The organism is Intestinibaculum porci (genome assembly GCF_003925875.1).
Classification (GTDB): domain Bacteria; phylum Bacillota_I; class Bacilli_A; order Erysipelotrichales; family Coprobacillaceae; genus Intestinibaculum; species Intestinibaculum porci.
On record NZ_AP019309.1, the window covers coordinates 334,775 to 354,286 of the forward strand.

The 19,512-nt window shown below is 38.9% G+C and carries 23 protein-coding genes and 3 tRNA genes; 18 read left to right on the plus strand and 8 right to left on the minus strand.

The annotated features are described in order from the left end of the window. Positions 1-3 precede the first annotated feature (3 nt). From SG0102_RS01635 to SG0102_RS01645, 3 genes are all read left to right on the plus strand, one after another. Complete coding sequence (locus SG0102_RS01635) at positions 4-1,053, plus strand: class I SAM-dependent methyltransferase (protein ID WP_125118338.1); 1,050 nt, start codon at positions 4-6, stop codon at positions 1,051-1,053. A 99-nt stretch (positions 1,054-1,152) separates the two neighbouring features. Continuing rightward, positions 1,153-1,818 carry a peptidoglycan recognition protein family protein gene (locus SG0102_RS01640; protein WP_125118339.1) on the plus strand — a complete coding sequence of 222 codons (666 nt, stop codon included), beginning with the start codon at positions 1,153-1,155 and terminating at the stop codon, positions 1,816-1,818. Between the two features lie 195 nt (positions 1,819-2,013). Further along, positions 2,014-2,289, plus strand: coding sequence for a phosphocarrier protein HPr (locus SG0102_RS01645; RefSeq protein WP_125118340.1), 276 nt, complete (start codon positions 2,014-2,016; stop codon positions 2,287-2,289). A 50-nt stretch (positions 2,290-2,339) separates the two neighbouring features. Here the strand turns inward: SG0102_RS01645 and SG0102_RS01650 are convergent, their stop codons facing one another. Together SG0102_RS01650 and SG0102_RS01655 are read right to left on the minus strand one after the other, a co-directional pair. Next, positions 2,340-2,600, minus strand: coding sequence for a hypothetical protein (locus SG0102_RS01650; RefSeq protein WP_125118341.1), 261 nt, complete (start codon positions 2,598-2,600; stop codon positions 2,340-2,342). Further along, on the minus strand, positions 2,593-3,204 hold the full coding sequence (locus SG0102_RS01655) for an HD domain-containing protein (RefSeq protein ID WP_125118342.1): 612 nt from the start codon (positions 3,202-3,204) through the stop codon (positions 2,593-2,595). Before SG0102_RS01655 ends, SG0102_RS01650 begins: the two co-directional genes overlap by 8 nt. Positions 3,205-3,301: 97 nt before the next feature. On the opposite strand from SG0102_RS01655, the gene ybaK reads away from it, so the two are divergent. The 4 genes from ybaK to SG0102_RS01675 all read left to right on the plus strand — a co-directional run bounded on the left by ybaK (position 3,302) and on the right by SG0102_RS01675 (position 6,158). Next, positions 3,302-3,796, plus strand: coding sequence for a Cys-tRNA(Pro) deacylase (ybaK, locus tag SG0102_RS01660; protein WP_125118343.1), 495 nt, complete (start codon positions 3,302-3,304; stop codon positions 3,794-3,796). Between the two features lie 103 nt (positions 3,797-3,899). Beyond that, a complete protein-coding gene (locus SG0102_RS01665) occupies positions 3,900-5,585 on the plus strand; it encodes a phospho-sugar mutase (RefSeq protein WP_125118344.1) in 1,686 nt (561 codons plus the stop codon). A gap of 46 nt (positions 5,586-5,631) precedes the next feature. Then, on the plus strand, positions 5,632-5,907 hold the full coding sequence (locus SG0102_RS01670) for a hypothetical protein (RefSeq protein ID WP_125118345.1): 276 nt from the start codon (positions 5,632-5,634) through the stop codon (positions 5,905-5,907). A 176-nt stretch (positions 5,908-6,083) separates the two neighbouring features. Continuing rightward, positions 6,084-6,158: transfer RNA gene (locus tag SG0102_RS01675), tRNA-Arg, on the plus strand. A gap of 359 nt (positions 6,159-6,517) precedes the next feature. Here the strand turns inward: SG0102_RS01675 and SG0102_RS01680 are convergent. Further along, positions 6,518-7,009, minus strand: coding sequence for a hypothetical protein (locus tag SG0102_RS01680; RefSeq protein ID WP_125118346.1), 492 nt, complete (start codon positions 7,007-7,009; stop codon positions 6,518-6,520). A 123-nt stretch (positions 7,010-7,132) separates the two neighbouring features. Between SG0102_RS01680 and SG0102_RS01685 the strand changes: the two genes are divergently transcribed. After that, complete coding sequence (locus tag SG0102_RS01685) at positions 7,133-7,846, plus strand: acyl-[acyl-carrier-protein] thioesterase (RefSeq protein WP_125118347.1); 714 nt, start codon at positions 7,133-7,135, stop codon at positions 7,844-7,846. Continuing rightward, entirely contained in the window at positions 7,839-8,447 is a 609-nt protein-coding gene (locus tag SG0102_RS01690) for a cysteine peptidase family C39 domain-containing protein (protein WP_125118348.1), read from the plus strand. The genes SG0102_RS01685 and SG0102_RS01690 overlap by 8 nt, the downstream gene beginning before the upstream one ends. Here the strand turns inward: SG0102_RS01690 and SG0102_RS01695 are convergent. Next, positions 8,371-9,276 carry an RluA family pseudouridine synthase gene (locus SG0102_RS01695; RefSeq protein WP_125118349.1) on the minus strand — a complete coding sequence of 302 codons (906 nt, stop codon included), beginning with the start codon at positions 9,274-9,276 and terminating at the stop codon, positions 8,371-8,373. The two genes, SG0102_RS01690 and SG0102_RS01695, sit on opposite strands and share 77 nt — an antisense overlap. Further along, a complete protein-coding gene (locus SG0102_RS01700; protein ID WP_125118350.1) occupies positions 9,273-10,079 on the minus strand; it encodes a putative RNA methyltransferase in 807 nt (268 codons plus the stop codon). The genes SG0102_RS01695 and SG0102_RS01700 overlap by 4 nt, the downstream gene beginning before the upstream one ends. An 84-nt stretch (positions 10,080-10,163) precedes the next feature. Between SG0102_RS01700 and SG0102_RS01705 the strand changes: the two genes are divergently transcribed. From SG0102_RS01705 to SG0102_RS01715, 3 genes are read left to right on the plus strand one after another with little or no spacing between them, the layout of a single operon-like run. Continuing rightward, positions 10,164-10,421 (plus strand): hypothetical protein, encoded by a 258-nt coding sequence (locus tag SG0102_RS01705; protein ID WP_125118351.1) that lies wholly within the window; start codon positions 10,164-10,166, stop codon positions 10,419-10,421. Further along, the gene (locus SG0102_RS01710; RefSeq protein WP_125118352.1) at positions 10,408-11,409 is read left to right on the plus strand and encodes a tetratricopeptide repeat protein; all 1,002 of its coding nucleotides are present in this window, start codon (positions 10,408-10,410) and stop codon (positions 11,407-11,409) included. The genes SG0102_RS01705 and SG0102_RS01710 overlap by 14 nt, the downstream gene beginning before the upstream one ends. Then, complete coding sequence (locus tag SG0102_RS01715; RefSeq protein ID WP_125118353.1) at positions 11,396-12,124, plus strand: TrmH family RNA methyltransferase; 729 nt, start codon at positions 11,396-11,398, stop codon at positions 12,122-12,124. The genes SG0102_RS01710 and SG0102_RS01715 overlap by 14 nt, the downstream gene beginning before the upstream one ends. A gap of 22 nt (positions 12,125-12,146) precedes the next feature. On the opposite strand, the gene SG0102_RS01720 is transcribed toward SG0102_RS01715, so the two are convergent. Further along, positions 12,147-12,812: a hypothetical protein gene (locus tag SG0102_RS01720; protein ID WP_125118354.1), complete on the minus strand. Its 666-nt coding sequence runs from the start codon at positions 12,810-12,812 to the stop codon at positions 12,147-12,149. Positions 12,813-13,018: 206 nt separating this feature from the next. Between SG0102_RS01720 and fba the strand changes: the two genes are divergently transcribed. The 4 genes from fba to SG0102_RS01740 all read left to right on the plus strand — a co-directional run bounded on the left by fba (position 13,019) and on the right by SG0102_RS01740 (position 16,224). After that, entirely contained in the window at positions 13,019-13,888 is an 870-nt protein-coding gene (gene fba, locus SG0102_RS01725) for a class II fructose-1,6-bisphosphate aldolase (RefSeq protein WP_125118355.1), read from the plus strand. A gap of 378 nt (positions 13,889-14,266) precedes the next feature. Beyond that, positions 14,267-14,698 (plus strand): RrF2 family transcriptional regulator, encoded by a 432-nt coding sequence (locus tag SG0102_RS01730; protein WP_125120752.1) that lies wholly within the window; start codon positions 14,267-14,269, stop codon positions 14,696-14,698. A 15-nt stretch (positions 14,699-14,713) separates the two neighbouring features. Next, complete coding sequence (gene cysK / locus SG0102_RS01735) at positions 14,714-15,646, plus strand: cysteine synthase A (RefSeq protein ID WP_125118356.1); 933 nt, start codon at positions 14,714-14,716, stop codon at positions 15,644-15,646. Between the two features lie 80 nt (positions 15,647-15,726). After that, on the plus strand, positions 15,727-16,224 hold the full coding sequence (locus SG0102_RS01740) for a prolyl-tRNA synthetase associated domain-containing protein (protein WP_125118357.1): 498 nt from the start codon (positions 15,727-15,729) through the stop codon (positions 16,222-16,224). A gap of 36 nt (positions 16,225-16,260) precedes the next feature. On the opposite strand, the gene gltX is transcribed toward SG0102_RS01740, so the two are convergent. Then, positions 16,261-17,700, minus strand: a complete 1,440-nt coding sequence (gene gltX, locus SG0102_RS01745; RefSeq protein WP_125118358.1) for a glutamate--tRNA ligase — start codon at positions 17,698-17,700, stop codon at positions 16,261-16,263. 48 nt (positions 17,701-17,748) lie between these two features. Here gltX and SG0102_RS01750 point away from each other — a divergent pair. After that, positions 17,749-17,824, plus strand: a tRNA-Gln gene (locus SG0102_RS01750). A 59-nt stretch (positions 17,825-17,883) separates the two neighbouring features. Here the strand turns inward: SG0102_RS01750 and SG0102_RS01755 are convergent. Beyond that, positions 17,884-17,959, minus strand: a tRNA-Glu gene (locus tag SG0102_RS01755). Positions 17,960-18,145: 186 nt separating this feature from the next. Here SG0102_RS01755 and SG0102_RS01760 point away from each other — a divergent pair. Beyond that, positions 18,146-19,420, plus strand: a complete 1,275-nt coding sequence (locus SG0102_RS01760) for a UDP-N-acetylglucosamine 1-carboxyvinyltransferase (RefSeq protein ID WP_125118359.1) — start codon at positions 18,146-18,148, stop codon at positions 19,418-19,420. Positions 19,421-19,512: the final 92 nt, after the last annotated feature.

A 19,512-nucleotide genomic window follows, 5' to 3' on the forward strand; every position in this document is an offset into this window, starting at 1 on the left:
ATTATGATAGCTACATTGTTTGTTTATTTAGCGATCTTTATTGTGATGCTGCTGGTATTTCAGATTATTTTCTTTGAAGTTAGCCGCAGCCGTGCCTTAAAAGTCGGCAATTACGAATGGTTCGCTAACCTCAATAAACCTTTTAATTATACAAGAACCGGAACGATGATTTTTATCTGTTTTATCTGTTACTTATTTGGCGGAAGTGATACTTCTTCGACATTAGAATGGGTCATCTATCTGATCATTTTCTGTGCCTGCGGCGTTATTGCGGATGCCGTGACCCAGTTCTTATTACAAAAATATGGACAGATTCGCTGTAAGAAGCAGTTAGAAACGGCAGATAAACTGGATGTTGAATTTGATAAAATCAAAGAAGGCTTAACGGATGATGAAAATTATGAAGTCTCAATGCCTCGCTATAACGAGACATTGATTGCCAAACAGTATATTAAGCCCGAAGATCATTTGGCTTTTATGAGTGTTGATGGCGGGCAGTATGTGAAGAACTTTGGTGACTATCCAGCCGCTACCTTCGATGTTGAACCTTATGTTGATACCAATCAGGTGGAAGCGACATTAAGCAGTACGCCCGTGCGTGCCACCACCTTAACGCCAACCCAGCAGCTGCCATTCAAAGATAATCGTATGGATGTCATCTTTGATGAATACGCTAACTATGATAAAAATGAAATTACGAGGGTATTAAAACCTGGCGGCACTTTCATTGTCAATCAGTATGGAACCGATAATCTTAAAGAATTTATCTCGATGTTTATGCCTTTAGGCATGAGCGGTTCATGGGATTTAACGAATTGTAAACAAACACTGGAAAGTGTTGGCTTCAAGATCTTAGAAGGCTATGAAGATTATGGCTATATCAGATTTAGAAATATTTCTCAGCTTCATACTTATATGAAACAGGCGGTGCCTGATGTGGCGGAGAATCCTGATAAATATAAAGCTTTCTATACCAAAGCAATCAACGATATTAAAGAGAAGAACTTCTTCCAGATAACAACTTATCGTTTCTTAGTCGTAGCCAGACATTAGTGACAGGAATTCCTGTCGCTTTTCTTTAGACTGATTTAAGGAAAAGCTGTGTTTTTTCTTAATAAACAGGTCTTATAGTAATCATAAGGAAGTGAAGATATGAAACATAATAAAGTACGTAAAAAAAGAGCGCGCACCATCAATATCAAGCCTTTTCTCGTGGCGGCGATCGTTATTGCCTTAGTTTATGCTTATAGCTATTTTAGTACTCTCCAGTACCAGTATACGATCACTAATGGCGCTTTAACAATGAATCATTATACAGTGACTCAAAACTATTTAACGAAAAATGCTTATTCCAGACCAGGCATTGCTTTAAGAAAAGTCAATGGGGTGGTTGTCCATTATACTGCTAATAAAAACTCTACAGCTAAAGAGAATCGGGATTACTTTGAATCCTTAGCCACAAATCATAAAACCCATGCTTCAAGTCATTTTATTATTGATAGTGATGGCTCAATTCTTCAATGTATTCCCTTAACAGAAATCTCTTATGCTTCCAATTCAAGAAATGTGGATACCATTTCGATTGAATGCTGCTACGAGGATGATAGCGGCAAGTTCACCAGAGCGACTTATACTTCACTTATTGCATTAGTGAAAGCTTTGATGAATCAGTATCACTTAGATGCTAATGATGTGATTCGTCATTATGATATTACCGGGAAGCTTTGTCCGATCTATTTTGTCCGTAATCCGGATGAATGGTTAGCCTTTAAAAAGCGTCTTGATCAGTGGTCAATATTCGGAATTGTATACTTTTAAGCTTAACTATAAGGATTTTGTATAACAAATGTAAAATAGTAGAAAGTGGAATTATGACCATATTAAGAGTATAAATTTAATTGTTAAATTGTGAACGTGAAAAAACTTGAGAAAGAAGTTGAAAGCGTTTAAAAAAGTGTTGATAGCAAACGAAAATGTGATATAATAAATTCATATTCAAGGAGGAATTATTCAATGGAAAAATTTAGTTTTACAGTTATCGATCCAGTTGGATTACATGCTAGACCAGCAACAATCTTAGTTAACCAGGCAAGCAAATTTGCTTCTAATGTTAAGTTATTATATAACGGAAAAGAAGTTAACTTAAAATCTATCATGGGTGTTATGTCTTTAGGTGTACCAACTAAAGCTACTGTTGAAATTCAGGCTGAAGGCGACGACGAAAAAGATGCAATCGATTCAATCAAGAAAGTCGTTGTTGAACAGAAAGTCGCTGAAGAAGTAGAATAATTTATACAATGACATAATGATAAAAGAGGAGCTTAGGCCCCTCTTTTTTGTTAGAATTCTATTTCTGCTTCCACATCATCAAGTAATGCTAATAAGTTATGAACATAACGATCACGACTGAATGGTTCCTGAGTCGTCATAATATTGATGGATTCCTGGTAGATGACCTTCGCAATCTTTTCTTTTGCTTTCTTTTCATCTAATCCTCTGGTTAATAAAGTTTCATAAACGGTTTTTGCTTCCTTTGGATTCTCGGTCGTAATCTGTTCATTGACCGCTGTTAAGAGTTCATTTAATAATTGTTTATTCATCATTGTTCTCCTCATGTTTTTGAATGTTTTCTAAAAAATACGTTGCTTCCATATCGGCAGTACTTAAGGCAAAGGCTAATGGATATTTATTAAAGGCCTGACCAACCTGACTGTCTGATTCGGTGGAAGAAAAGCCCATATGATAGCGGATCGCCATCGCTTCGGCAGCGGTTAAAGGAATATAATGCTGGATCATAAAGACACTCTTTTCCCCATGACCATAAGGGAAGGGGTCTTCAAACACATAATAAGGGACCTGTTGCCACGCGCCATTGATCTTCTTGTTTTTCGTATCAGTTTTATACACATTACACTTGCATAAATCATGCAGTAAAGCGATGATCGCAATGGTTTCTTCACTGACATCAAGTTCATAGATTTCTTTCACGCGGGGGCGTGATAAATAGTCTTTTAAACAGTCATACACCTGCAAAGAGTGTTCACATAAGCCGCCTTCATAAGCGCCATGATAACGGGTACTTGCCGGGGCGGTAAAGAAGTCTGATTTATTGATGATGTAGTTTAAAAGATGTTCACTGTTACGCCGTTTGATATAAGTCTCAAATAACGAGATAAATCTTTCTTTGTTCTTTTCGATATCCATATCTTTCACCTCACCTAAGTATAGCATAAAAGACATGTTATCTCATTAGTATTGTGATCATCTTAAAAAGTGAGTACAATTGTCGTGGGTGATAATAATGAGTAAAAAGAAAAAGATTAAAACAAATGCATTACGCTTATTAGATCGTGATCATATTCCTTATCGGGTTGAAGAATATGAATATGATGATGAACATTTAAGCGGGGAACATATTATTGATCAGGTCTCTTTAGAGGCGCCGGATATTTATAAGACTTTGGTCTTACAGGCGGATGATGATCATCAGTATCTTGTTTGCTGCATTCCGGTGTTAGAAAGTATTGATTTAAAGAAACTTGCTAAGCTTTCCGGACATAAGAAAGTGGAAATGATCCATATGAAAGATTTACTTAATACCACTGGTTATATCCGTGGCGGCTGTTCGCCAGTGGGGATGAAAAAACAGTTTCCAACTTATTTTGATGCGACCATTACAAAGAATCGTGAGATTGCTTTATCGGCAGGCAAACGTGGTTATCAGATGATTGTTAACTCTTTAACGATTGTGGATTATACAAAAGCGACGGTTGGTGATGTGCTAAAAGAAGATTAATTACATCATTTAAAATACGAAGAAAAAAATTTTTTCGACTTGGAAGCGTTTTATATACAAACCGTTTCTAAATTTTGTTATAATGGGCGTAGAGGTGACAATAATGGATTATAAAGCAAATTATGAAAAATGGTTAAACTTCGAGGGTTTAGATGCTTCCCTCAAAAATGAATTAAAGAGCATGGATGAAAGCACTAAGGAAGATGCTTTCTATAAGAATATTGAATTCGGTACAGCCGGGATGCGTGGCTTACTTGGTGCCGGCACTAACAGAATGAACATTTACATGATCCGTAAGGCTAATGTTGGTTTTGCAAAATGGATTCTGGAACAGCCTGATGGAGCTAACCGTGGCGTTGCAATCTCTTATGATAACCGCCATATGTCTTATATCTTCGCTAATGAATCTGCCAAAGTATTAGCTGGTTTCGGTATTAAGACTTACTTAATGGAATCATTAAGACCAACACCTGAATTATCATTCGCAGTAAGATATTTCAAATGTGCTGGCGGGATTATGATTACAGCTTCTCATAACCCAGCTGAATACAACGGATATAAAGTTTATGATGATACAGGCTGTCAGTTAATTCCTGAATGGGCTGATCAGGTTACTAAATATGTCAATGAAGTAGAAGATGAATTAACAGTTAAAGTGCCTTCAAGTGATGAAGCTTTTGATTACATCAACTGGGTTGGCGAAGAAGTTGACAAAGCTTACTATGATGCCGTTAAGACTTGTGAAATCAACCCTGGCTTAGATAAATCAGATTTCAAGATCGTTTACTCACCACAGCATGGTGCTGATAACTGGCCAGTTCGTACCGTACTTCGTGATTTAGGTTATGATTTAGTGCCAGTATTATGTCAGTGTGCCCCAGATCCTGATTATACAAACACCAAATCACCAAACCCAGAAGTCCCATCTTCTTATGAAGAAGCGATCAAAGTCGCTAAGAAAGTTGATGCTGATGTCATCGCTATTACTGACCCAGATGGTGACCGTTTAGGTGTTGTTGCTAAACATAATGGTGAATATGTCTTAATGTCAGGTAACCAGAGTGCTGCGGTTTATCTGGAATACATCTTATCGCAGTTAAAGAAGCAAGGTAAATTACCAAGCAATGCGGTGATGTATAACACGATCGTTACATCTGATTTAGGTGAATTAGTTGCCCGCAGCTACGGTGTTGATGTAGAAAAGACATTAACTGGTTTCAAATTCATTGGTGATAAGATCAGAAAATACGAAAAGACTGGTGAAAAACAGTTCATCTTCGGTTATGAAGAATCATATGGCTGCGTTGTTAAACCATTCGTTCGTGATAAAGATGCCGTTCAGGCCGTATTATTAGCTGCTGAATGTGGTAACTTCTATAAGAAACAGGGCAAAGATTTAATCGATGTCTTAAATGAATTATATGCAAAACATGGTACTTTCAAAGAATCACAGATCGCTTTAGCAAAAGCTGGTGTTGAAGGCGCTAAGAGAATCCAGGAAATTATGGCTACTTTACGTGCTGATCATCCAACTCAGATTGGTGATTACAAAGTCACTTTAGCAGAAGATTATCAGGAATCTAAACGCAGTGATGGTACAACAATCGATTTACCAAAATCTAATGTCTTAAAATACTACTTAGAAGATGGTTCATGGATTGCCGCTCGTCCATCAGGAACAGAACCAAAATGTAAGTTCTATTTCTCAATTAAAGGTAAAGATGCCGATGATGCAGCGGCTAAGACTGAAAAACTTCAGAAAGCAATGATGGCATTAATTGGTGAATAATATTTAGGAGTCAACAGTGTTGACTCCTCTTAAGTAGGTGACAAATTTGAAAAAATTAAAACGTGTTCAGATGATGGTAGCGATCACGCCCAAAGTCAGTATGGCTTTAGCGGTTATTGCCTGTATCTTTTATCTGATTGGGATGAAAGCAAGTGCTTATATTGTCATTGGGGCGATTGCCGTACTACTTGTCATCTATCTTATTCTTTGCCTGACAGCTTGGCGCTGTCCTCATTGTCATCAATATCTTCCTACTAAAAATGCCGGTAAGATAACGAAATGTCCAGCCTGCAATAAGAATATTTTTGATGAAGATGAATAACTGTAATGCCTTCGGGCACTACAGTTTTTTCTTGTATAAAAATGTTTCATATTTTTAAGTGGCGTATAGATAATTAAATATCGCTTGTCGTAAAAGAATATGTTATAATGGATAAGCAGGAGTTGAGAAGGGGAAATCCTTTAACCACTTCATAAAATATGTTACAATAAGGACATGTCCTCATAGCGTAATGGATAGCGCATCGGCCTCCGGAGCCGAACGTGCGGGTTCGAATCCCGCTGAGGGCACCATTTTACAAGTGAAGAGCGAAAGCTCTTTTTTTTTTTTTTTTTATTATGTGACAAAACTGTCACATATAGAAATATTAGGCGCAGGCTTGCCTGCGCAATTCTGAAGCGTGAATGACCGTATGGACTGAAGCGCGGCAGAATGTTAAGCCGGGAGCCGGTGTCAGAGGCAAAGGGACGCCAAAGTGACCTCGCATGGTGGTCCGCCTGACTAGCCTTCGGGTGAAAGGGAAAAGAGGCCTCGTTCAAACGTGCGTCAGCACGTTTTGGCGAGGTAGTTCACTTGTCTGCCACGAGGTAAATAAGAAGAAAAACTGCTGTCTAGTTCTAGACAAAATAAAAAGAGACACATGATGTGCCTCTTAACTGCGTCTGGAGATTGCTCGTCTTAAAACAGGGATATCCACAAAACGGGTTGAGAATTTAAATGACTTTTGTGAATAGACAAAAGACAATTCATGATGATAGTTGAGATCGACTTTTTTCATCTTACGATAATCGACTAACATTCTTCCCACTAACATTGACTTTTGTCCTACTAAAGTGATGTTGGCGACCTGGAAAGAATAGATCAGTGAATAAAGAGCAATCGCGGTAACGGCATTAAGATAATAGACCGCTTTGCCTTTCATTGCAAAGAGAATAGCTAAAATGGTACAGCCAATGAGGATCACGATATGTAAAATACTGCCGACAATGTAGAAAACTTTTCCAGCGTTGGTTAAGGCGAATTTTAATGAGTGATCTCGTTTTTTTGTTTTATAAATTGTAACGTAAACATTGATGATCATATAAGTAAAATAGGCCGCAATGATGATCATCAGTAATGTCATAAATTGATAAAATGAATCCATGATGAGACTCCTTCCTATGTCATTAATTATACATGGAACCGCTTTAATATACAATTACAAATTCTTGACTATAGATTTCCTTACTATGAATCAGTATAATAGTGGGAAAAAGAGGTGGAAACTATGTTAGAGAAAAAGCATAAAGTAGAATTTAGAGACTGTGATTTTGCGTCAAGGATCAAGATGAATGTCCTTTTTGAACTGTTTGCGGAGGTAGCGACAGCGGATGCTTTACAAACTGGGGTATGGCGTGAAGATCTGCAGGGGCAATGTGGCTGGATTGTCACAAAGCAGACATTAAAACTTTATGAGGATATCTGTCTAGGCGATGAGATTACTATTACAACGCAATATATGAAGCCGAGTGCTGTTATTTTTCCACGATATTACAAGATCCTAAAAGAAGGAAAACTGATTGGTGAATGTTTCTCACAGTGGACGCTTTTTGATTTAGTGAAACGTCGCGTTGCCCGTCCGAAAAGTGTCGGCATTGTGATTCCGGAGTTAACGGAGAAGATGACACCGCCAGAAAGGCTGATGCCGTTAGAAGAAGAAAGTGGGCAAACATATCATGTCCGCTATAGTGATATTGATATGAATGGACATCTCAATAATACCCAGTATATTCGCATTGCTTATGATCTTTTGGAAATGGATTATTTAAAAAATCATCGTTTATGTGAATTATCCATTAATTATGAGAAAGAAGTTCCACCTTGTACAGCTTTACAATTAGCGATGAAACGAGAGAAAGATACATTTATGATTGAAGGGCGACAGGAGGAATCTTGCTTCCTTATTCGTTTGACATTTAGGGAGGCGCATGATCATGATTAAAGAAGTACCTTTTGTCACTTTTCAAATTGATGGGAAAGACTATTATGGCGGCAGTCAGGAATGGTATGATAACCGTTTTGCCCAAATGGCTGGCTGTAGTGCTGTTTTGGCGAGCAATCTTTTTTACTATTATACCGATCACTTGAATGTTTTGTATCCCGCTTACCGGGATACGATGGATTTCTGGTTTGAAAAGAATAAACCAGGTCTGATTGGTTTCCCATACTTTATGAAGTTTACCCATAACTTTTTAGAAGAAATGGCTTATCGCCATGTTTCTTTAAAGGTGGATATGAAGAAGGGCGTCGCTTCTGTTGAAGAAGGCTGGTCTTTTGTGAAGAACGCCATTGATGATGGGCGCCCGGTGGGAATGTTAATACTAACGCATACGGCAAAGGCGATTGATGAAGAAACCTGGCACTGGATGTGTATTACGGGGTATGATGATGTCAAAAAAGAAGTGATCATTTCTTCGGTTGGAGAAAGGATCACTATGAAGGCTGAGACATTGTTTAAGCCACATTTTAGAAATGTCGTAAAGATGTTAAGCTTTGTAAATCCGGAGGAAGATTACTCTTCACAAGTAATTGTTCACCCGTAAGGGGATGAATGAGGGCGATCGCATAGGCGTGCAAAGCCTGTCTGTGCAAAGAGCCAAAAGGTTTTCCATAAAGCGGATCGCCAAGTAAAGGATGCTGAATAGAAGCCATGTGGACACGAATCTGATGACGTCTGCCGGTTTCTAAAATGCATTTTACTAAGGCGTAGTTTGAATGATTTTCTAAACACTGATAATGCGTAATGGCATGCGATCCATGAGGGGCAACCCTCATTTTTTTGGCATTATGGCGATCTCTGGCAATATCTGCATCGATCGTATGGATCTTCTGATCAGGGAAGGTGCCTTTCGTGAATGCTAAATAATGACGATGAATCGCTTTCCTTTTTAACATCTCATCCAGGTAAGACTGAAAGAGATAGGATTTGCAGAAGATCACCAGTCCGCTGGTGTCGTCGTCTAAACGATGAATAAAGCGAACTGGTAAATCAAGACCACAGGAAGCGTAATAACCGGATACATAATTGGCTAATGAATGGGTATCTTCCTGATGGGCCGGATAGACTGGTAAAAAGGGCGGCTTATTGACGATGAGCAGTAAGTCATCCTCATAGACAATATCAAGCTCTTCAAAAACTGGACGATACATGCCATCATCTCTTTCGTAAGCTTTAAGACTGAGAATATCACCCGTTTTTAAGGGTGCGTCATAGACATATTCATGATTAAGGGTGTAATCCTTATACTGATGTAAGAGATGTTTATTCTTTTTGGAGAAGTGATAAGCTTCAAAGAAATCTGATAAGTGTTTACCATCCCAGGTATGATCAATCGTTAGAATGAGCTGATCAGCGCGTTTGATGAATTTCATGGGCGATAAACGGTAATCCGTAAATCAATCGTGACATCAAGTGATGGTAAAGTATCTAAGATGCCTCTCTTCTCTTTTTTGATATGGTAATAATGAGGGGTCATCTTTAATAAGTTTAAGGCATCTTCGTGGGATGGGATGGAAATCTTTTTGGTGAAGTCATAACTTTCTAAGACATTAAAAGGTAAACGGATATGTTCATCACTTTTGACTTTGACTTCATCATAAATGAGATGTTTGATTTCAATCAGATGATTACGGTTAGCGGTGACGTGGATAATATAGCCATCTTCTTTGAGACAGCGCGCTAATTCTTCTTTATTAACAACGGTGAATAAGGCCATGATGACATCCATTGAATGATCACAAACGGGGATGTTTTTCGAATTACCCACCATCCAGATAATATCTTTATCATAACGGGTAGCCATATTAATGGCTTCTTTTGAGATATCTAAACCATAGTAGGTATTTTCATTACCTAATTCCTGTTTTGCGCGATAGGTATAATAGCCTTCCCCGCAGCCTAAGTCTAAGATCTGTAAAGGCTGAGAGCTATGCGCTTTGATATAATTGGTGCATTCAAAAAGAATAGGATCATAGTAACCCTGATCTAAGAAAGCTTTTCTGGCAATTAAGGATTCTTTTGAATCACCAGGATTGTTATGGGCTTTATCAGGATTTAATAAGAGATTGACATAGCCTCGTTTAGAGATGTCATAGTTATGATGATTCACGCACTGATAAGTTTTATCAATGCGCTGAAGTGGTTCATGACACTTCGGACATGCTAAATAGTTCATATATATTCCTCACTTTTCGCGTTGATTATATCATGTTTATTTTCTAATGAAAATCTCGTATAATGGGGAAAAGGAGATGACGGCATGTTTAGTAAGCATACGATTGATTATAATCTGCTTGTAAAACAGCAGTTGAAGTCTGTGGCAGTTTTAGAAAAACAGGCTGAAGATGAAGAAGATCCTTTTATTAAAGCAGCTTTAATGAAAGTGATTATTGAAAAGTATGATGAATGTATTGATTGCGTGCGTCATGGTGCACACTATAGTGCTTACCACTTTGCCAATCTCAAGAAAGAACATGAAAAGAAACTGAAGGAGTTGAAGACGGATGAAGATCTATAATACAGCTTTAAAAGAAGATATTATGCAGGTCGTTAAAGCGCAGGGACAGGCTCTCTTATGGGATCCGGAAGCTTTCAGTCAGGCTCTGGCGCCTTATCTTACCATCTATCCAGAAGAAGTGTATCTGATGCAGCAGGCTGTTGACTTAGGGCTCTTTGATGTGCGCCTGTTGAATCGTCATTTTTCTATTTATGATCATGTCAGTGTGCTCTCACAGTTTCAGGAAATCGATGAAGAAGATGCCTTATATATGGTATGTATGGTTCAGCAGATTATTGAACAGTTTGACTGGGATATCATGATTCTGAATTTAGATGAAACCGTGGATACGGCCTTAGATCATGGGGATGGCCGCGCTCTTTATACCTTAGCCTTGGGTTTTTATGATGGCTTAGGTGTGGCTCAGGATTTTGAAAAAGCTTATGACCTTTTTGAGAAATCATACCAGCAGGGCTATATGCAGTCTTGTTACTACTTAGGGAAGATGAATCAGTATGGCTTAGGCACTGAAGAAGACAAAGAGCAGGCCAAAGCGTATTATCTTAAAGGTGAAAAAGCGGAAATGCATGAAAATGCTTATGGCTTAGGCTTATTAGCGGAAGAAGATCAGGTAGATCCGATTCCTTATTATGATGAGAGTGATCTGCCGGCCGCGGCCTTTGCGGCTGGTAATTATTACCTTAGTCATCATGATGAAGCGAAAGCGATGATGGAATACTTCCGGGGCGCTAAACAGTTAGATCCTGAATGTATGAATGCCTATGGCAAGATTTATATGCGCTCTGGTGGCTTACATTCGGGTTTAAAATATATTACTTACGCCTATTATGCCGGTAATGAAGATGCCACTGAATATTTAGGGTATCTGTTTGTGAAAGGCGAAGGCGTCGAGAAAAATGTCGGCCGCGGTTTAGAGCTATTAAAGCAGGCTGCGGATATGGGCAGTGAAAAAGCAAAGGAGCTTATGAGTATTTATGAAGCTGTATAAAAAAGGAGCGGAGACATCTTATACTTTAGGTGTTTTTCCAACCATTGAATTATTAAAAAATAAACCGGAGATTGTGAAAAGAGTGGTTGTGTCTTCAAAAATTGAAGAAAATCGCGGCTATCCACTCATTAAAGAATTATGTCAGAAACATCATATTACAATTGATATTCATGATCCAACGATTAAAAAGTTATCACCTAAAGCCAACTGTTATGCGATTGGGATATTTGAAATCTTCCATGAAGATTTAGAAGAAGGCAATCATGTGGTCTTAGTCAATCCGATGGATATGGGTAATATGGGAACGATCATGCGTACAATGTTAGGCTTTAACATCACGAACTTAGCCATTGTCACTCCAGCGGTGGATATTTATGATCCTAAAGTTGTCCGCGCTTCAATGGGGGCAATCTTCTCTTTACATGTCAAGTACTATGATCGTTTTGAAGATTATTATCAGGAATATGATCATGAAATGTATCCTTTCATGTTAAAGGGGGCAAAGAATATCCATCAGGTAAAACCAACGGGCGCTTATTCGTTAATCTTTGGCAATGAAAGCAGCGGTCTTGATGATTCCTTCTTACATTATGGACAAAGTGTTTTTATTCCCCATAGTAATCGCATTGATTCATTAAATCTTTCTCAGTCCTTAGGTATTGGTCTTTATCATTTTACCTCTGCGGAGTTCGAAAATAAGAAAGTTTTACGTTAAAAAGCTGTCATGTGACAGCTTTTTAACTTGTGAAGGTGAGCACGTTTGAGTCGTGTCCATAATATTTTTCAGTAATGCCCTGACGATAAGGTCGTACTTTTAAATAATAAGAAGACGCATCAGGAACATCATCCACGATGATTTTTCCGAAATGGACGTAGGCAGGCATCGGTTTGGTGAAGTTTTTGGAAGTCGAACAGAGCACCTGATAATCAGTGATATCTTTCGCTTCATTTATTTTTGCAGTGATCCTCGTCCCTTTCTTTTGAAAGTGGCTGATCTTTGTTTTCGGGAAGACTTTCATTTTCGCCAGGGGATAGCTGGTCTTCTTAATATTGAAAGAATAAGGATAGCTGCTTCCAAGATAGTTGTTGATTTTGAAATAGTAAGTGCCTTTTTTAAGATAGTGATTGTAATGGTCATAGGTGCTTACTGCTTTTCCTTTACTGTTTAAGTAAGAGAGTTCGACATTGACCTGACCATTGAAGGTGATCGCAATCTTGGCGCTGCGCGTCAGGGTGAACTTAAAATACTTCTGACTTTCTCCTTTGACTTTGGTTTTGTAAGTCTTATTACAAATAATGGGCTGCGCTGTTTTGAAGGCCTTGGTAGCTTTGGCGTAAGTGTTAACATAGCCCATTGATAATAGACATGAGGCACTTAAAACAGCCGGTAAAATATGTTTCATAAAATCATCTCCTATAGCTTATTATAATAGGTAAACGCTCCCATCAAAAGGGTTTCTAAACGTTTTGTGAAAACCGTTTAAAAACGCGTTTAAAAACGATGTAAAAATTAAAATCAAATATTAAAAAAAAGAGGTAAATCCTTTTCATGGCTTTAGAAAAAGTGTATTATATGTGTAGATAATTAAGAAAAAGGAGAGATTAAAAAATGGGATTAGTATCCGCAAAAGAAATGATCGATAAGGCTTTAGAAGGCCATTACGCTATCGCTCAGTTCAACATTAATAACTTAGAATGGACAAAGGCTATTCTTCTTGAATGTGAAGAATTAAAAGCTCCAGTTATCTTAGGTGTATCTGAAGGTGCAGCTAAATACATGACTGGTTTCAACACTGTACATGCAATGGTTGCTGCTATGGTTGATGCATTAAACATCACTGTTCCAGTTGCATTACACTTAGACCACGGTTCATATGAAGGTGCTAAAGCTGCTTTAGCTGCTGGCTTCACTTCAATCATGTTCGATGGTTCTCATTATCCAATCGAAGAAAACGTTGCTAAAACAAAAGAATTAGTTGAATTATGTCATTCAAAAGGCGCTTCTATCGAAGCTGAAGTTGGTGGCATCGGTGGTGAAGAAGACGGTGTTATCTCAACTGGTGAATGTGCAGATCCAAAAGAATGTGCAGAAGTTGCTGGTTTAGGTGTTGACTTCTTAGCATGTGGTATCGGTAACATCCATGGTAAATATCCTGCTAACTGGGCTGGTTTACAGTTCGACGTATTAGCATCAATCAAAGATGCAATCGGACCTAAGATGCCTATGGTATTACATGGTGGTTCAGGTATCCCTGATGAACAGGTTAAGAAAGCAATCTCTTTAGGTGTATCTAAAGTTAACGTTAACACTGAATTACAGTTAGTATTCGCTGACGCTACTAGAAAATACATCGAAGCTGGCAAAGATCAGCAGGGCAAAGGCTACGATCCTCGTAAGTTATTAGCTCCAGGTTTCGAAGCTATCAAAGCTGGCGTTAAGAACAGACTTGAATGCTTCGGCTCAATCGGAAAAGCTTAATTATTCTATTTTTAAAAGGTGCTTCGGCACCTTTTTTAGTTTCGCTATTTTTTGATTCGAAAGACTAAATATAATGGCAGTAAGTAGACAGATGTTTAATGGCAAGTGGGAAAATGCTCTCTTTAGAACCTCTTAGCAAATAACTTCCACATTATGAGCGGAACGTCAGAAAAACGTTTTAATCTTTGGCGATTCATTCACTACTGATAAAGGAATTGATGGTGTTGCATCTTGGCATAGTTAACTGTGCAAACCAAAAAGTATTTGCGCTGTTATATCATATAACCTGGTAGGTTTTTATTTTTTTTAATCATATCTCTTGATAAACCTTAAACCTATATGTATAATGGGTTTGTAGTAAAGAAGGAGATGATAATGATGATGGTATCGACAAAGGGACGGTATGCTTTGCGGGTAATGATTGATTTAGCTGAACATGACCCAGAATCGTATATTCCTTTGAAAGAAATTGCGGAACGGCAAGAAATTTCTGAGAAATACCTGGAAGTTATCGTCAAGTCTTTAACGAAGGCTCACTTCCTTGAAGGTTTACGAGGAAAGGGTGGGGGTTATCGATTGACGAGAGACGCTTCCACATACACGGTTGCAAGTGTATTAAAGATTACCGAAGGTAGTCTTGCCCCTATTGCCTGTCTCAGTGATGATCCCAATACCTGTAATCGGGCAGCATCCTGTAAGACCTTACCGATGTGGATGGGGCTAGAAAAAGTAATCGAAGATTATCTTGGGGGTATTACCATCCAGGATTTAGCAAACACCGGCAATGAAGCCGACAATTATGTGATATAAGAGGAGAAAAGAAAAATGTCAAAAGTATACACAAACGCTGACCAGTTAATTGGTCATACACCATTATTAGAATTAACACACGTAGAAGCAAAATATAACTTAAAAGCAAAAATTGTAGCGAAGCTTGAATATTTCAATCCCGCGGGATCAGTGAAAGATCGTATCGCTAAACAGATGTTAGATGACGCTGAAAAAGCAGGTAAGATCAATAAAGAAACAGTAATTATTGAACCAACTTCAGGGAACACAGGGATTGGTTTAGCATCAGTCGCTGCCGCTAGAGGCTATCGTATTATCATCGTTATGCCAGAAACAATGTCAGTTGAAAGACGTGCTTTAATGAAAGCATACGGTGCTGAATTAGTCTTATCACCAGGGGCTACTGGAATGACTGGAGCAATCAAGAAAGCGAATGAATTAGCTGCGCAGTATCCAAATAGCTTCATTCCTTCACAGTTCACAAATGCGTCTAACCCTAAAGCACATTATGAAACAACAGGTCCAGAAATCTGGGAAGATACTGATGGCAATGTTGATTTCTTTGTAGCTGGTGTGGGGACTGGCGGTACTTTAACAGGGACTGGTAAATTCTTAAAGGAAAAGAATCCTGATGTCAAAGTTGTCGCTGTAGAACCAAAAACTTCTCCAGTTTTATCAGAAGGTCATGGCGGACCACATAAGATCCAGGGGATCGGTGCTGGTTTCGTACCAGAAGTCTTAGATACTAAGATTTATGATGAAGTGATCACTGTTGATAATGATGATGCTTTCACTTATGGGAAAGTTGTTGGTCATTCAGAAGGTATCTTAGTAGGTATTTCTTCAGGGGCTGCTTTAAAAGCTGCGATTGAGTTAGCTCAGCGTGAAGAAAATGCTGGTAAGACAATCGTTGTCTTATTCCCAGATACTGGTGATCGTTATTTATCAACACCATTATTCCAGGACTAATCAATTGAAGGTCAATGGCTTGTGCCATTGACCTTTTTTTAGGCTTTTGTATAATGGAAGACAAAAAAGGAGTATTGAGCATGACAAAAGAAGAGGTTTTACAGACATTAGAGACACTGGGTATCACTTATACAAAAGTGGATCATGAAGCGATTGAGACGATGGATGGTCTTGATAAAGTAGAAAAACAGTTAAATCATCGTGTAGCGAAAAACCTGTTTCTGACGAATCGTCAGAAAACGCGTTTCTATCTCTTGTTAACCGTGGGAGATAAGAAGTTTAAGACGAAGGAATTATCGCATCAGATCAATAGTGCTCGCTTATCTTTTGGCAGCGGGGAAGATATGGAAAGACTATTAGGCTGTCATCCTGGCTCAGCAAGTATTTTAGGCTTGCTTAATGATCAGGAAGGAAAGGTGCAGCTGCTGATTGATGAAGATCTGCTTCAGGATGATTATATCTGCGCTCATCCTTGTTTTAACACATCAACGTTAAAGATGAAAAAAGATGATGTGATCACTATCTTTTTACCTTATGTGAAGCATGACTATATCGCTGTAAAATTAATAGGGGAATAAAAAAGAGGGGATATTCACGTGAATATCCCCTAAAAATTAGGCTTCTGGATTTTGGGCAACGTATGCTTCTAAATCGGCAATAGCCTGTTTCATACGTCTTAAGGTTTCTTCTTTGCCTAAGATATGAGCGATTTCGACAGATCCGCCAGGAGTCATGGCTTTATTTGATAAAGCGACACGGATTGGCCACATAATACGGCCATTCTTTAATTCATGCGCTTTGGCTAAATCCATCTGCATATGCATCATACCATCATCATCACTGTAATCTTCCCAGGCTTCCATGGCTGGCAGGGCAATTTTTAAAGCTTCTAAAGAGTTGACTGGATTGGTTTTCATCTTTTTATGCTTATAAATAGCTGCATCAAATGGTAGACATTCATTGATGAAGTCAACCATTGGTGCTACGTCTTCTTTGTTGACACGATCAAGACGTGGCTGTAAGACTAATGAAACTTCTTTTAAGTCGACATCTCTGGTAATAGTATCGGCATATAAATGTTTAACGGTATTATGGAAAGTATCTAAGTCCATATTTCTTAAATACATACCGTTCATCCAAGTCAACTTAGTTTTATCAAAGATGGCTGGCGCTTTAGAGATACGATCAACGGTAAATTGTTTGATTAATTCTTCTAAAGATAAGATTTCTTCATCCTGAGGAGCCCAGCCTAATAAAGCGATGTAGTTTAAGATCGCTTCTGGTAAATAACCTTCGGCCTTTAAGTCCTGGAATGAAGCATCACCATTACGTTTTGATAACTTATGATTTTCATCTTTCATAACTGGTGGTAAATGGATATAAGTTGGTCTTTCCCAGTTAAAAGCATCATATAATAAGTTATATTTAGGGGTTGATGATAAATATTCATTCCCGCGGACAACGACATTGATGCCCATTAAATGGTCATCGACAACGTTGGCAAAGTTATAAGTTGGATAACCATCTGATTTTAGTAAGACCTGATCATCTAAAGAATCACAAGGCGCTTCAATATGACCGTAGATTTCATCATCGAAATCAGCGATGCCTTCTTCTGGAGTCGTCTGACGAATGACATATTCTTCCCCAGCATCTAAACGCTTCTGGATTTCTTCCTTTGATAAGCGGCGACAAGGATCTTTTTCGTTTTCGCCGATTTCTTCTTTACAGAAACAGTAATGCGCCCCACCGACTTCAATAAGCTTAGTGGCATACTCTTTATAAAGAGGCAGTCTTTCTGACTGAACGTAAGGACCGACTTTACCAGGACGATCTGGTCCTTCATCCCAGTTTAAACCAGTTTCTTTGAGAACATCATAAATGATGTCGACAGCACCTTCGACTTCACGTTTCTGATCGGTGTCTTCAATTCTCAAAATAAAGTCACCATCGCTATGTTTAGCGATCAGATAACAGTAGAGGGCGGTTCTTAAATTACCGATATGCATGTAGCCAGTTGGGCTAGGTGCAAATCTTGTACGAATTTTTTTCATTTTTTTCTTTACTTCTCCCAAAATTATGATATAGTAATACATGCCGATTGGGGTATAGCCAAGTGGTAAGGCAACGGACTCTGAATCCGTCATTGCGCTGGTTCGAATCCAGCTACCCCAGCCAGTTGAAATTCAAGAGCGAAAGCTCTTTTTTTTATACCTTCGACAAGTTTACAAAAAAAATGGTAGTCCGTAGGGGGTTCGAACCCCTGAATGCTTGGATGAGAACCAAGTGTGTTCACCACTTCACCAACGGACCATTTCCATGCATAAGTATAACACATTTACTTTTCAAAACAATAGTCTTTTTTGTGCCCTGACCGAGTTCTTCCAAAAATTGCCATATTAGTCAATAGTTTTGCCTTTTTATAGGGAATTGGTTATAATCTAGGGGAGAGCACAAAGATGCTTAGGAATAGTTTTTCATAGAAAGGAATTACACAATATGGCACAAGAATGCATTGCAATAGAAGGCGGACATCCACTTCGCGGAACCGTTCGTATTTCCGGCGCGAAGAACGCGACAGTCGCATTAATCCCAGCGATCGTTTTAGCATCTTCCCCGGTTGAAATTTATGGCGTCCCAGAAATTTCTGATGTTGAGGCGTTATCCACATTATTAAAAGAATTGAACTGTGATGTAGAAAAAGAAGGAGATACCTTAAAAGTCGATCCAACACACTTAAAAAATGTCCCTTTAGTCAGTGAAGCGGTTGATAAACTGCGCGCTTCCTATTATTTTATGGGCGCTTTATTAGGCCGTTATAAACATGTCACGATCAAAATGCCAGGGGGCTGTTATTTAGGTCCTCGGCCGATTGATTTACACTTAAAAGGCTTTGAAGCGTTAGGCGCTGATATCAGCTATAATGATGAAGATCAGACTTATACTTTAAAAGCGGAGCACTTAGTCGGAGCACCAATCTATCTTGATTTCGCTTCCGTTGGCGCAACGATTAATATTATGTTAGCGGCGGTTCAGGCGGAAGGCCGGACGGTTATTGAAAATGCGGCGAAAGAGCCAGAAATCATCGATGTAGCGAACTTATTAACCAAAATGGGCGCTCGCATCCGCGGGGTCGGGACAGATACGATTACGATTGATGGCGTAAGTGAAATGCATGGAACCAACCATGAAATCATTCCTGACCGTATTGAAGCGGGAACATTCCTGATTATTGCGGCGGCAGCTGGTGAACAGGTATTAGTGCAGAATGTGATCACTCAGCACTTGGATGCTTTACTTTCTAAATTACGTGAATTAGGTGTCCGGATGGAAGTTATTGGCGACAGTATTCTCGTTTGGGGCGGTTTCCATGACTTTAAACCAGTTGAGGTGACAACCCAGATCTATCCTGGTTTTGCGACGGATTTACAACAGCCGCTGACAACTTTATTAACCCAGGCTCACGGTAAATCAAAGGTGACCGATACCATTTATACCGCACGCTTTAAACACTGTGAACAGCTCAACAAAATGGGTGCTGATATCACTTTAGGGGATGGCTGCTGCTACGTGAATGGACCAACGCCATTACATGGGGCACGCGTTCAGGCGACAGACTTACGCTGCGGAGCTGCTTTAGTGGTTGCCGGCTTAATGGCGGAAGGCATTACAGAGATTACCAATGTCTATCATATCGACCGCGGCTACGATAATATCGATCGTAAATTAACAGCTTTAGGAGCTCAGATTTCCCGTTATATGGTAGAAGATTAATTTTTTAAAAAAGGGTTGCACAACCCTATTATTGATGCTATTATGTATGAGCAACTTACTTTGAAGTAGCACATTATTTCAAGGCGGAAGGA